General features: G+C 75.1%; 9 protein-coding genes and 1 tRNA gene. 4 read left to right on the plus strand and 6 right to left on the minus strand.

Annotated features, from left to right (window positions below; translation table 11 throughout):
* Positions 1 to 67: 67 nt before the first annotated feature.
* The gene (glmU, locus tag AC0KTA_RS22225; RefSeq protein WP_481049980.1) at positions 68 to 1525 is read right to left on the minus strand and encodes a bifunctional UDP-N-acetylglucosamine diphosphorylase/glucosamine-1-phosphate N-acetyltransferase GlmU; all 1458 of its coding nucleotides are present in this window, start codon (positions 1523 to 1525) and stop codon (positions 68 to 70) included.
* Positions 1526 to 1686: 161 nt separating this feature from the next.
* Positions 1687 to 1757: transfer RNA gene (locus tag AC0KTA_RS22230), tRNA-Gln, on the minus strand.
* Between the two features lie 174 nt (positions 1758 to 1931).
* On the opposite strand from AC0KTA_RS22230, the gene AC0KTA_RS22235 reads away from it, so the two are divergent.
* The gene (locus tag AC0KTA_RS22235) at positions 1932 to 3269 is read left to right on the plus strand and encodes a sensor histidine kinase (protein ID WP_481049981.1); all 1338 of its coding nucleotides are present in this window, start codon (positions 1932 to 1934) and stop codon (positions 3267 to 3269) included.
* Positions 3270 to 3392: 123 nt separating this feature from the next.
* Here AC0KTA_RS22235 and AC0KTA_RS22240 read toward each other — a convergent pair whose 3' ends face one another.
* Both AC0KTA_RS22240 and AC0KTA_RS22245 read right to left on the minus strand, forming a co-directional pair.
* Positions 3393 to 3881 (minus strand): SUKH-3 domain-containing protein, encoded by a 489-nt coding sequence (locus AC0KTA_RS22240; protein ID WP_481049982.1) that lies wholly within the window; start codon positions 3879 to 3881, stop codon positions 3393 to 3395.
* A gap of 86 nt (positions 3882 to 3967) precedes the next feature.
* A complete protein-coding gene (locus AC0KTA_RS22245) occupies positions 3968 to 4588 on the minus strand; it encodes a YwqJ-related putative deaminase (protein WP_481049983.1) in 621 nt (206 codons plus the stop codon).
* A 245-nt stretch (positions 4589 to 4833) separates the two neighbouring features.
* On the opposite strand from AC0KTA_RS22245, the gene AC0KTA_RS22250 reads away from it, so the two are divergent.
* The 3 genes from AC0KTA_RS22250 to AC0KTA_RS22260 all read left to right on the plus strand — a co-directional run bounded on the left by AC0KTA_RS22250 (position 4834) and on the right by AC0KTA_RS22260 (position 10579).
* Entirely contained in the window at positions 4834 to 5814 is a 981-nt protein-coding gene (locus AC0KTA_RS22250; RefSeq protein WP_481049984.1) for an SMI1/KNR4 family protein, read from the plus strand.
* Positions 5815 to 5821: 7 nt separating this feature from the next.
* Positions 5822 to 9331 carry an SUKH-4 family immunity protein gene (locus AC0KTA_RS22255; RefSeq protein ID WP_481049985.1) on the plus strand — a complete coding sequence of 1170 codons (3510 nt, stop codon included), beginning with the start codon at positions 5822 to 5824 and terminating at the stop codon, positions 9329 to 9331.
* A gap of 312 nt (positions 9332 to 9643) precedes the next feature.
* Positions 9644 to 10579, plus strand: a complete 936-nt coding sequence (locus tag AC0KTA_RS22260; RefSeq protein ID WP_481049986.1) for a cellulose-binding protein — start codon at positions 9644 to 9646, stop codon at positions 10577 to 10579.
* A gap of 561 nt (positions 10580 to 11140) precedes the next feature.
* On the opposite strand, the gene AC0KTA_RS22265 is transcribed toward AC0KTA_RS22260, so the two are convergent.
* Positions 11141 to 12724 (minus strand): sodium/solute symporter, encoded by a 1584-nt coding sequence (locus AC0KTA_RS22265; RefSeq protein WP_481056518.1) that lies wholly within the window; start codon positions 12722 to 12724, stop codon positions 11141 to 11143.
* A 13-nt stretch (positions 12725 to 12737) separates the two neighbouring features.
* Positions 12738 to 13148 (minus strand): DUF485 domain-containing protein, encoded by a 411-nt coding sequence (locus AC0KTA_RS22270; protein ID WP_481049987.1) that lies wholly within the window; start codon positions 13146 to 13148, stop codon positions 12738 to 12740.
* Positions 13149 to 13157: the final 9 nt, after the last annotated feature.

The raw sequence follows: 13157 nt of genomic DNA on the forward strand, positions 1-13157 counted from the left end.
ATTTCGTGCACCTATCAGGTTTCGTGCACCTATCACGGTACGCGGTGTCGGGCGCACCTGTTTCCGGTCAGCTTTCGCCGGCCGGAGTCTCGGGTGCGCGGGAGGCGGCCTCCGCGGCCTTCGCGGCGGCGCTTCCCGGGCGCTTGCGGGCCACCCAGCCCTCGATATTCCGCTGCTGGCCCCGGGCGACGGCCAGTGAACCGGCCGGCACGTCCTTGGTGATCACGGAGCCGGCGGCGGTGTAGGCGCCGTCGCCGATCGTGACAGGAGCCACAAACATGTTGTCCGAACCGGTCTTGCAGTGCGAGCCCACCGTGGTGTGGTGCTTGGCCTCGCCGTCGTAGTTCACGAAGACGCTCGCGGCGCCGATGTTCGTCTGCTCGCCGATGGTCGCGTCGCCCACGTAACTCAGGTGCGGGACCTTGGTGCCCGCGCCGATCGTCGCGTTCTTCATCTCCACGTACGTACCGGCCTTGGCCTTCACGCCGAGCCGGGTGCCCGGCCGCAGATACGCGTACGGGCCGACGTTCGCCTGCTCTCCCACCTCGGCGCCGTCCCCGACGGTGTTGTCGACGCGTGCGCCCGCGCCCACCGTGGTGTCCTTCAGGCGCGTGTTCGGGCCGACTTCGCAGCCCTCGCCCAGGTGCGTGCCGCCCTGGAGCTGGGTGCCCGGGTGCACCACGGCGTCGCGCTCCACGGTGACCGTGGCGTCGATCCAGGTGGAGGCGGGGTCGACGACGGTGACGCCGGCGAGCATCGCCTCGGTGAGCAGCCGGTCGTTCAGGACCCGGCGGGCGTCGGCGAGTTGGACGCGGTTGTTGATGCCGGCGATCTCGCGGTGGTCGTCGGCGACACAGGCGCCGACGCGGTGCCCGGCCTCGCGCAGGATGCCGAGGACGTCCGTCAGATACTCCTCGCCCTGGCTGTTGTCCGTGCGGACCTTGCCGAGCGCCTCGCTGAGGAGCTGCCCGTCGAAGGCGAACACTCCGGAGTTGATCTCGCGGATGGCGCGCTGCGCCTCGGTGGCGTCCTTGTGCTCGACGATCGCGGTCACGGCGCCGGACGCGCCGTCGCGCACGATGCGGCCGTACCCCGTCGCGTCGGGCACCTCGGCGGTCAGGACGGTCACGGCGTTGCCGTCGGCGGAGTGCGTGCCGGCGAGCCGGGCCAGCGTCGCGCCGGTCAGCAGCGGGGTGTCGCCGCAGACCACGACGACCGTGCCGTCGACGGCGCCGCCCAGCTCCTCCAGGCCGATGCGGACGGCGTGGCCGGTGCCGTTCTGCTCGGCCTGGTAGGCGGTGCGGACCTCGGGGTCGATCGCGGCGAGGTGCTCGCTGACGCGCTCGCTCTCGTGCCCGACGACGGCGACGAGCCGCTGCGGCGACAGCTCGCGGGCGGCGGCGAGGACGTGCCCGACGAGGGAACGGCCGCAGATCTCGTGCAGGACCTTCGGCAGGGCCGACTTCATACGGGTGCCCTCACCCGCTGCGAGGACGACGACGGCTGCCGGGCAATTGGCGCTCACGGGGATGCCCTTCGGCTTCGGATGCTTGGGGTGTGGACATCCGCAGGATACCGGGGCGTAGTGGGACGGACGCATGGCCTGTGGACAACCCCGGAACCGGCCTGTGGACAACCCCGGAACGCGGAGCGGGCCCCGACCGCGGAGGTCAGGGCCCGTTACGGCTCCCGGGGAAGGAATCGAACCCTCATTCAATGGACCAAAACCATTTGTCCTGCCATTAGACGACCCGGGAAGGGCCGCGCACCGGGCCCGGTGGATCACCGGCTCGGCGTGCGGCTAACACTATGCCGTACGGCCCGCCTCCGACGCGACGGTACCGAGGGGCACGGCGGCCCCGCCCTGCCCGACATCTTCGAGCCGGAAACTCACCGGATACGGGAGCGCCGGCGCCCGTACGCTGGAAGGCATGACCACGACGGGGGACAGCGACACGGCGGCCAGGACCGGGCCGTGGTGGTGGGAGCGGCGGCGCAGCGCCGTCCTGGACGTCGGCCTCGCGCTGGCGTCGGCGGCCGAGTGCGGCGCGGAGGGCGTCGAGTTCGCCGACGACGCCGGGATTCCGGCCGCCGTCGGCGTCGCCTTCGGGGTGCTCGCCGGGTCCACCCTCGTGCTGCGGCGCCGCTGGCCGATCGCGGTCGTGCTGGTCTCCGTCGCGATCACGCCCGCGCGCATGGGCGTCCTGATGGCCATCGTCGGCCTCTACACCCTCGCCGCCTCCGAGCTGCCGCGCCGCATCATCGGCGCCCTCGCGGGCATGTCCACGGCGGGCACGCTGATCGTCACGCTGGTCCGCGCCAACCAGGACATGGCCAACGGCGACCTGGCCATAGGCGAGGGGTACATACCGTTCGTCGCCATCACCACCTCGCTGGGCGTCACCGCCCCACCGGTCCTCCTCGGTCTGTACGTGGGCCAGCGGCGCCGCCTGATGGAGTCCCTGCGCGAGCGCGCCGACAGCCTGGAGCGCGAGCTCCAACTGCTCGCCGAGCGCGCCGAGGAGCGGGCGGAGTGGGCCCGCGGCGAGGAGCGCACCCGCATCGCCCGCGACATGCACGACGTGGTGGCGCACCGCGTGAGCCTGATGGTCGTGCACGCGGCGGCGCTGCAGGCCGTGGCCCGCAAGGACCCGGAGAAGGCCGTGAAGAACGCCGCCCTGGTCGGCGACATGGGCCGCCAGGCCCTGACCGAGCTGCGCCAGATGCTGGGCGTGCTGCGGGCCGACGAGGGCTCGTCGAAGCCCGCCCCCGCCGCCGCCCCGCTGGCCGCCGTCGGCGAGGCCGCCGCCCAGGCCGCCCGGGTCGCCTCGCCCGCCGAGCCCGCCGCCGAATCCGACCTCGCGGACGGCCCCTGCCTGGACGAGCTGGACGAGCTGGTGGACCAGTCGCGGGCCGCGGGCATGGCCGTGGACGTGTCCGTGGAGGGCGAGAAGCGGGCGTACGCGGCCGACGTGGAGGAGACCGCGTACCGCGTCGTGCAGGAGGCCCTCACCAACGTCCACAAGCACGCCGCGGGCGCGAAGACCTACGTCCGGCTCGCGCACCGCGCCGCCGAGATCGCCATGCAGGTCGAGAACGGCCCGCCCCCGGAGGCGGGCGGCGCCGACGCGGGCCTGCCCAGCGGGGGCAACGGCCTGGTCGGCATGAAGGAGCGGGTGACCGCCCTGGGCGGCGTGTTCGTGTCGGGGCCGACGGACGCGGGCGGCTTCAGGGTGTCGGCGGTGCTCCCGGCGGCCGCCGGTCAGTGACCTTCCTCATAGGGGAGATGGCCGAGCTCGTACGGGTACGTGGCTGATCGCGTACGGGCAGGCGGCTGACCTCGTACGGATACGTGGACGGGCCCGTGTACGCGTACGGACCCGTGGCCGGTCTCAGACCGCCGTCAGCCGCACCGGCTGTGTCCCCGCGACCAGCGTGGTGAGGGCCTGGTCGATGTGCTGGCCCAGATACCAGTCGCCGCTGTGGTCGAGGCTGTAGACGCGGCCCTCCACGTCCATGGCGAGCAGTGCCTGCGTCTCCGTCTCCTCGCCGAGCGGACTGACCTCGGTGCCGAGCGCGCGCCCCAGGTCGCCGAGGGTGCGGGCCATGTGGAGGCCGTACATCGGATCCAGGTGCAGGGTCGCCGGGGCGATCTGGCGGCCGGGACCCTGCGGCGTGATGTGCAGCCCGCCGAACTCCGCCCAGGCCTCCACGGCGGCCGGGAACACGGCGTGCTGGTGGCCCGCGGGCGAGGTGTGGCGGCGCAGGACGTCGGCCCAGATCTCGGCCTGCTTGATGTCCCAGCGGCCCGGCAGCCAGCCGGCGGTGCGCAGGGCGGCGTCGACGGGCACGGGGAAGCGGGTGGAGTTCTCGGTGTGCATGGCTCGGCCCTCGTGGTGCGGGTGCGGGTGCGGATGGCGGCGGCCGGCGCGCGGGGCGCCGGGGGTCGTCAGGCGGGCGGCCCGCGTCACGCGTCGGGCGCGGTCGGATCGACGACGCGGACGCCGAAGTGCGCGGTGAGGGCGGTGCACGAACGGCACGGGCGGGCGAAGGCGCCGTGCAGGGGGTCGCCGTCCTCGCGGATGCGGCGGGTGGTGAGCTTGGCGTGCTTGAGGGCCTTGCGGGCCTCGCCGTTGGTCATGGGTTTTCGTGCGGCCCGTTTCGACCGGTTCGCGTCGGCGGCGGCGAGGTGCCGGGAGATGAGGACGGCCTCCGCGCAGCGTCCCGTGAAGCGCTCGCGCTGGCCGCTGGTGAGGGTGTCGAGGAAGTCCTGTACGAGCGGGTGCAGATCCGGGGGATCCTCGCCGCGCCTCGGCGTGCTCGTCAGGGTGGTGCCGCGCACCGAGAGCGCGGCCGCCACGGTGGGCAGGATGCCGTCGCGCCGGTGGCGCAGGACGGGGGCGCCGGCGGGCGTGCTGCTCCAGCCGACCCGGGGGTCGCCCGGCTCGGCGGTGGCGGTGCGGCCGGCCCGCGCAGCGGCGGTCGGACCGGCTGTCGCGTGCGTGGTTCCCGCCGTCGCGCGCGTCGTTCCGTGGCCGGTCGCGGGTGTGCCGGCCGGGCCGGCCATGCCGGTTGGTGCCGTGTGCATGTGGTGTTTCCCTCCCCGTGCCCGCGGTGTCAGCCGCCGGTGCCACGCCCCCGCGTTGCGGGAACAGACTGCCAAATGGGGCGCGCGGTGCGGAAGCTGGGGCTCTGCGACACGCCTGGGTTTCGCCTCTGGGTGACGGGCCCGTGGCGGGTGGTCACGGAACCGGAGGCCCGGTGACCGGTGTCGTCCTTACGCATAGGCTGTCGCTGTCCGTGAACCTCACAGTGCCGCAGGGGGCAACCGCCATGACGACAGGTCGGCTCGGGGAGCAAGCCGCCCCACCGAACGCGGCCTATGCCGGGCAGGTCGTGCACTTCCCGGATCCGGTCCGCGCCGCCCGCCACCCCAGAGGCGTGCGGGTGGACGGCGACGGCTACCCGGACTTCTCGCCGTACGCCCGCGCCGCCGCCGAGATCGCCGAGCCGCCCGAGGGCTTCGGCGTGGACGAGCTGCGCCTCACGGACTACGTCTCGGCGAACGCGGCCCTCGCGGCCTCCGGCCACGAACTGTGGGACACCGTCCCCGCAGTCGCGACCCCGCACGGCTGGACCTGGCACCACGTACCGAACAGCCGCCGCCTCGACCTGGTCCCCGTCGAGGTCAAGGCGCTGCTCCGGCACCACGGCGGCATCGCCACCGCGCCCGTCGACCAGAACAAGCGCGGCACCCGCCCGCTGCAGGAGACGCGCCCCGCGCACCTGGCCCTGCCGAAGACGGCGGTGGCCGTCACCGAGGGGCAGATCGCGGGCGTCGAGGAGGACCTCGGCTACCGGCTGCCCGGCGCCTACCGCTCCTTCCTCAAGGCCGCGGGCGGCTGCGCCCCCGTCGGCACGGCCCTCGACGCGGAGCTCGGTCTCCTCATCGACCAGCCGTTCTTCACGGTCCGCGACGAGGCGGCCGTCAACGACCTCGTGTACGTCAACAAGTGCCTGCGCGACCACCTCACCAAGGACTACCTGGCGGTGGGCTTCGTGCAGGGCGGTCTGCTGGCCGTGAAGGTCAAGGGCGACCGGATCGGCTCGGTGTGGTTCTGCGCGTACGACGACGCGCGGGACGTGGACGCCTCCTGGGCGCCCGCCGAGCGGGTGCAGCGGCTGCTGCTGCCGTGCGGCGACGACTTCGACGCCTTCCTCTCCCGGCTCGCGGGCAATCCGCCCGAGCTGGAGACCGTGGCGAACCTGATGGTGGACGGCGGCTTCGCGCGCGCCGTCCCGGTGGGGGAGTGATCGACCGATGGTGACCTTCGCGCAGGCGCAGGAGCGCGCCGAGGAATGGATCAACGGTGACGTGCCCGGACCCGGGCACCGCGAGGTGCGGGTGCGGGAGTTCGAGCTCGGCTTCGTCGTATGGGCGGAGGACCGCGAGGGCGGTCCCCGCTCGGACGGCGGCCACCAGCGGCTCGTCATCGCCCGGGACAGCGGCGAGGCGACGCTGTGGCCCGCCCTGCCGGTCGGTGAGGTGATCCGGCGGTACGAGGAGGAGTACGGGGTGCCCGACGCGGCCCCCGAACCGGCTCCCGCCGCCGCGCCCCAGCGCATGGACCTGAACCAGACGTCGTTCCTGCTGAGCCCGCCGGAGTGGCTGCAGGAGGCGGCGGACAAGCTGGGCATCCCGGATCGTTCGGGCCGCTCGGCCCAGGGCGGGGAGGGCGCCGGTGCTGGGTCCGGTGCTGGCGCGGGCGCGGGTTCTGGCGTGGGCGCCGGGGCTGGGGCTGGTTCTGGTGCTGATGCCGGGGCTGACTTGGGCTTTGGTGCGGGTGCAGGTGCTGCTTCGGGTGGTGCCGGTGTCGGGGCCGACTGGGCTTCGGGGGGCGGGAGTTCGGCCCCGGCGGGGGCCGGCGCGGCGCCCGGGCCCGCCGGGGTGCCGGCGTCCGGGCCGTCCGCGGCTCCGGGGGGCCCTGCGGCGCCGGCCGCGCAGGGGACGCCCGCCGCGCCCGGTGGCGGTACGCCGTGGCCCGCGGCCGGCGCGTCCGGCGACGAGCAGGCCTCCGGTGCCGACGGGGCCGGGGCGGGTGCGCCCGCGGCCGCGACGCCGTGGGCCGGTACGGACACGAACACGGGCGCCGACGACGAGGACGTCGCGGTGCCGCTGCCCGCGACGGTGTTCTCGCCGCCGCTGGTCGCCCCCGGCCGGGAAGGTGACGACGAGGGGCCGCCCTCGGTGTCGCCGGAAGCCAAGACCGCGCTGATGTCGGGCGGCAGCCAGCTCCCGAAGACGGCCCTCGCGCCCGCCATCGACGACCCGCAGGCGGGGGCGCCGGGCGCGGGCCCGAACCCGCCTCCGCCGCCTGCGGGTTCGGCGGTGGGTGGTCCTGGTTTGCCGCCTCCGCCTGCTGGTTCGGGCGCCAGTGGCCCCGGCCTGCCGCCGCCTTCGGGTGCTCCGGTCGGCGGTTCCAACGTGCCTCCGCCGCCTGCGGGTTCGGGTGCCGGTGACCCCAATATGCCTCCGCCGCCCGCTGGTTCCGGCGTTGGTGGTCCTGGGTTGCCGCCGCCTTCGGGTGCTCCGGTGGGTGGTCCCCACATGCCTCCGCCGCCTGCGGGATCGGCGGCCGGTGGCCCCAATGTTCCTCCGCCGCCCGCCGGGTCGGGTGTTGGTGGCGCCAACGTGCCGCAGCCGCCCGCTGGTTCGGGAGCCGGTGGCCCCGGGCTGCCCCCGCTGCCCGACGGGTACGCGGCGGGTGGCACCGACCTGCCCCAGACTTCGGGTGGGCCGGGCACGCCTCCGCCCGCCGGTTCGTCCGGCGGCTCCTACGCGTCCCCGCCGCCCGCCGGTGCGGGCGCCCCCTCCGCGTACGGGTACCCGCAAGGTCCTGACGGCGCCGGTGCGCCCGGCGCCGCGGACATCGCGGACGCCGCGACCAGCAAGGCGCAGGGCCCGCCGCCCGGCGCCCCGGCGCCGCCCGGCGCCCCGGGTACGCCCGGTGCTCCCGCGGGCGGGTACGTGCCGACGCAGCTGATGTCGCCGCTCGGTCCTGAGGGTCAGGCTCCCGGCGCGGGCGACACGCCTCCGCCGGCCGGTGCGGCTGCCGATGCCGGTGCCGGTGCGCCTGGCGCGCCTGCGGCTCCCGGTACGCCCGGTGCCCCGGGTGCTCCTGGGGCGCCGCAGCCTCCGGGTGCCCCCGGTACCCCGGGCACGCCCCCCGGCGGTGTGCACCACGCGGCGACGATGCTGGCCGACCCGAGCCTGGGCGGCGGCGTGAAGCCCCCGGCCGCCCCGGGTGCACCGGGTGCCCCCGGCGCTCCCCAGCCTCCCGGCCCGCCCGGAGCCCCCGGAGCTCCTGGGGCGCCGCAGCCTCCGGGTGCCCCCGGTACCCCGGGCACGCCCCCGGGCGGTGTGCACCACGCGGCGACGATGCTGGCCGACCCGAGCCTGGGCGGCGGCGTGAAGCCCCCGGCCGCCCCGGGTGCACCGGGTGCCCCCGGTGCTCCCCAGCCTCCCGGCCCGCCCGGAGCCCCCGGCACCCCCGGAGCCCCACAGCCCCCCGGCGCACCTGGCGCACCCGGGGCTCCCGGCGCCCCGGGCGACGGCGTCCACCACGCCGCCACCATGCTCGCGGGCCCGGCCGTCGGCGGCCCCGGCGCACCCATGCCTCCGGGCGCGCCCGGAGCGCCCGGCGCACCCGGCGCTCCTGGTGCCCCCATGCCCCCCGGCGCCCCCGGAACCCCGGGCGCCCCCGGCATGCCCCCGCCCGCCCCGGGCATGGGCCCCGGCCCGGGCATGGCCCCCGCCCCAGGCCAGCCGTACGGCTACCCGCACCCCCCGGCCGGGCAGCCCACCGTCGGCCCCGGCTACCAGGCCGTGCTGCGCTACCGCGCGCCCGACGGCTCCGAGCAGCAGGTCATCCGGCGCTCGGCGCCGGGCACGCCGCACCCGGAGTGGCAGATCTTCCACGAGCTGCGCGGCATGAACATCCCGCCGGACCAGGTCCTGGAGCTGCACACCGAGCTGGAGTCCTGCGACCTGCCCGGCGCGTACTGCGCGCGCATGATCCGGGAGACCTGGCCGCAGGCGCGCATCACCTCGATCGCGTCGTACGGCAAGGACCACGCCTCGCGCCAGCAGGGCATGCAGCAACTGCTCGCGCACCAGGGCGAGCTGCACCAGGTCGCGGACGGCCCCGCGCGCCTCGCGCCGGTGCGCGCGCCGCTGCAGCAGGTGCCGCCCGCGCCCCCGCTGCCGCCGGAGGGCGTGGCCCAGGAGCTCGCGGGGGCGTTCGGCCCCGGCGTGTTCCGGTTCGACCAGCGGGCGGTGTCCCGCCAGGGCGTGCCGGAGGTCGTGGCGCACACGCTCGTCGTGGCGGGTCTGCCCGTCGACTTCGGCCCGTTCTTCTGGGCGCAGGCCCAGCCGGGACGGCCGGTGCCGACGCTCGCCGAGATGGCCCAGGAGCGGGGCGTGCAGCCCGCGTCGGACGCCGGTTCGTACCTGGTCATGGGCAGCGACTTCGGGCGCGCGATCTGCGTCCAGTACGGCACGGCGAACATCGTCGCCGTCCCCGTCGAGGCCGGCCCCGGCGGGGCCCCCGTGCCGCCGCAGTTCGTGAACACGGGCCTGCCCGAGTTCGCGCGCTGCCTGGGCCTGCTCGGCCGCATGTGGCGGCTGCGCTACGGCCTCAACCAGGAGCAGGCGGGCCGCTGGACCGTCGACTTCCAGACGCAGCTCGCCGCGCTCGACCCGGCCGCGCTCGCGTCGCCGGAGAGCTGGTGGTCGGTGCTGCTCGAGCAGATGTGGGACGGACTGCTGTAACGCGGAACATCCGGACGGAGGCGCCCGACCTGGGCTGACAGGTCGGGCGCCTCCGTCGTGCGCGCTCGCGTACGCGGCCCGCCGGATGCGTACGCGGTCGGCCCCGCGGGGCCCGATCAGGCCTTCGACGTACGCCGGAACGACAACCCGATTCCGACTTCTGCCGCCAATTGACGCATCCTTGACCGGATGGAGTGGGCGGAGTGTCGCGTTATGACCACTTCCGCTTGATCCATCAAGATGTGCGCCAATCGCGTTGTACGCGGTCGGCGTGACGGCGAGAGTCTGTGTGGGCGAAAGAGGGGATCAAGGATGAGCGGCAGCGGTGTGTCGGTGTCACCTCATGGCTTCGTCGCCGTGCGCGGGCGCGGTTACCGTCCCGGGCAGGTGGACGCGTACGCCGACGCGCTCTCCAGAGACCGCGACGCGGCGTGGGAACGGGCGGCCCGCCTCACCGTCCTCGCGAAGGAGATGGGCGCCGAGGCCGAGCGGATGCGCGAGGTCGTCGCGCAGCTGGCTCCGCAGACGTACGAGGAACTGGGGCAACGCGCGCAGTATCTGCTGGCGTTGACCGAGGAGGAGGCCGCGGCCCTGCGGGAGGAGGCCGCGGCCGCCGCGCGTGCGGCCGAGGAGTCCGCCGAGGCCGAGGCGGCGGCGCTGCGGGAGGCCGCGCGGGCGTACGCCGAGACGGTGTGCGGCGAGGCGGAGGAGCGGGCGCGGCAGCGGCTGCTCGCGGACCGCGCCACCGCCGACGAGGCGCGCGTCGCCGCCCGGACGGACGCGAAGGAGTGGCGCGGCGAGGCGCTGGCCGCGCTGCGCGAGATGCGGCAGCGGACCAGTGGGCTCCTCGCCGAGCTGGAGAAGGACCACACCGAGCGGTGGGAAGCCGCCGAGCGGGAGATCGCCGAGCGCGAGGCCGCGGCCGAGGCGCACGAGGCGTCCCTGGTCGAGGCCGCCGAGACCCGGCTCGCCGAGGCCGAGCGCGCCCATGCCCAGGCCCAGGAGGCCGCGCGGCACGGACAGGAGGACGCCTCGGCACGCGCCGCGGACATTCTCGCGCGGGCGCGGATGCGGGAGGAGCGCGTCGGGCGCGAGACGGAACGGATTCTGCGGGAGCACGGGGAGCGGTGGGACGAGGTGCGGGCGCACATGGATCATGTGCGGAGCAGTCTCGCTGCGCTGACTGGACGAGGGCACGAGGACGGGCCCGGTACCGTGCCTGGCCCCGCGGTCGGCGGCGAGTCCTGACGGTCTCGTCGCGGGCCGCGGGCCGGCGATCTCAGTCCCGCCGCTTCGCGGCGGATGTCTCCCACCCGCCCACCCGTTACTGGAACCGTGGGGTGGCCGTCAGGTCGGCCTTCTTGGACGGCACCATGACGGACAGGGTCACGAGTAAAGGGCGGGCGGGTGGGAAACCGCCCCGGAGCGGCGGAGAAGACGGCGCGGAAGGCTGGGGGCACTGTGGGACGCCGGGTGCCCACCCCCCCCCGGGCGGGGGCGCCGCGGGGTGCCGGGTACCCCGGTGTGGTCAAGCCGGGGCGGGCGGGTGGGAGACCCGCCCCGGAGCGGCGGAGAAGACGGCGCCGAAGGCTGGGGCACCCGCCGGGCGCCGCCCCCCCGGGCGAGGGCGCCGCGGGGCGCAGGGTGCTCCCACCCACCCCCCCCCCGGGCGGGGACACCGTGGGGCGCCGGGTGCCCCCACCCACCCCCCGGCCGGGGGTACCGCGGGGTGCTGGGCACCCCGGTGCGGTACAGCCGGGGCGGGTGGGTGGGAGACCACCCGAGCGGCGAGGCCCACGGCCACGAAGCTCACCGCACACGCGCCCCGCGAGCCCCCGCCAGGATGAACGGCTCCACAGCCTCGTACCGCCCCCGCTGCTCCCGCTGCACCGCCCGGCGCGAGCCGACCGTGCCGAGCCAGCCGAGGAGGAAGCCGAGCGGGATGGAGGCGAGGCCGGTCGTGGTGAAGGGGAACCAGTTGAAGTCGTGGTCGGGGAACGCGGCGCCGGGCGAGCCGGAGACCAGGTTCGTCCCCGTCATGAGCACGGCGCAGCCGACCGTGCCGCCGATGAGAGTCCACAGCAGCCCCGCCCGGGTGAACCGGCGCCAGAACAACGTATAGATGAGCGCGGGCGCGAGCACGGACGCGCCGAGGCAGAACGACAGCGTCACCAGCGGCTGCAGATTGCGGTCCTGGATGAGGACGGCGAGGGTGATGGCGAGGGCGCCCACGGCGAGCGCCGAGCCGCGCGCGAGCGTCATCTCCTTGCGGGGCGCGAGGTCACGGCGGCAGGCCGCGAACACGTCGTGGGCCAGGGAGTTGGCGCAGGCGAGGATCATCCCGGCCACGGACGCGAGCAGCGTCAGGAAGATGGCAGTGGCGACGGTCGTGAACAGCAGGGTCTCGGCCGTGGAGGCGTCGGCCCCGAACACCGCCCGGGCGCCCAGGAGATAGGCCGTGTTGCCCTGCGGATCGTGCCCGGCGACCGCGGCCCGCCCGAGCATCGCCGTCGTACCGAACCCGATGACGGTGATGATGACGACGAAGAGCGCGACGGAGGACACCGCCCAGGACAGGGAGCGCCTTATCTCCGGCGCGCTGCGCGCGGTGTACATGCGCATCGTGATGTGCGGCAGACACGCCCCGCCGAGGACCACGGTGAGCTCGGAGCTGATCATGTCGAGCCGGGGCGCGGCGCCCCCGTCGAACTGGAGCCCCGACTGGAGGTAGGCGGGCCCGAGTTCGCTGCGGTGCCGCGCGGCGAGCAGCAGCGCGCCCGGGTCCCAGTCGAAGCGGCTGAGGATGAGCGCGGCGACGACCGTGCCGGAGCCGAGCAGGATCACCATCTTGAGGATCTGGATGAGGGCCGTGCCCTTCATCCCGCCGATCGCCGCGTAGCTGATCATCAGCGCGCCGAGCGCGATCACGCAGCCGGTCTTCAGGCCGGGGCTGGAGAAGCCCAGTATGAAGGCCAGCAGATCGCCCGCGCCCGCCAGTTGGACGAGCATCAGCGGAAGCAGTGCGGCGAGCGTGGCCGCGCACGCGGTGATGCGGACCGCCCGCCCCGGCATCCGGCGGGCCAGCACGTCGCCCATCGTGAACTTCCCCGCGTTGCGCAGCGGTTCGGCCAGCAGGAACATCAGCAGCATCAGCGAGAGCGACGTACTCAGGGCAAGCACCACGCCGTCGTACCCGAGCAGCGCGATGACGCCCGTGGTGCCGAGGACGGACGCGGCGGAGATGTAGTCGCCCGCGATGGCCAGGCCGTTGCGCATCGGCGTGAGCCCGCCGTACCCGGTGTAGAACTCGCCGAGCCCGTCGCGGTCCGGGCCGGTCATCACGCACAGCAGCAGCGTCAGCGTGACCACGGCCGTGAAGGCGACCAGGGACATGCTCTGGGCGGCGTCATCCACGGCCCGCCTCCAGTTCCGCCAACTTGCGCAGCCGCGCCGCCAGTTGGTCCAGGCGTCGGCGCGCCGTGAACTCGTACAGCGCTATGGCGACGCACATCACCGGCAGTTGTACGAGACCGAGCAGCAGCCCCGTCGTCAGGCCGCCGGAGACCGTGCCGTTCATGAACGACGGCGCGCAGGCGGACAGCATCAGGAAGAGCGTGAAGTAGCCGAGCGCGGTGAGCGTGGCGACCCGGCGCTGCCGGCGGTAGGCGGTGCGCAGGACGCGGAGGTCGCGATGATGGCCGAGAGCGGGGTGGCGGGGCGCGGTGCGGGGCGGGGGAGGGGGTGTCGGGGGCGGAGCGACGGGCTGCCAGGGGTAGGTGACGTACGACGGGGACGAGTCGTGCGGAGGGTGGGTCATCCCGGTTCT

Source organism: Streptomyces sp. Y309 (assembly GCF_056712025.1).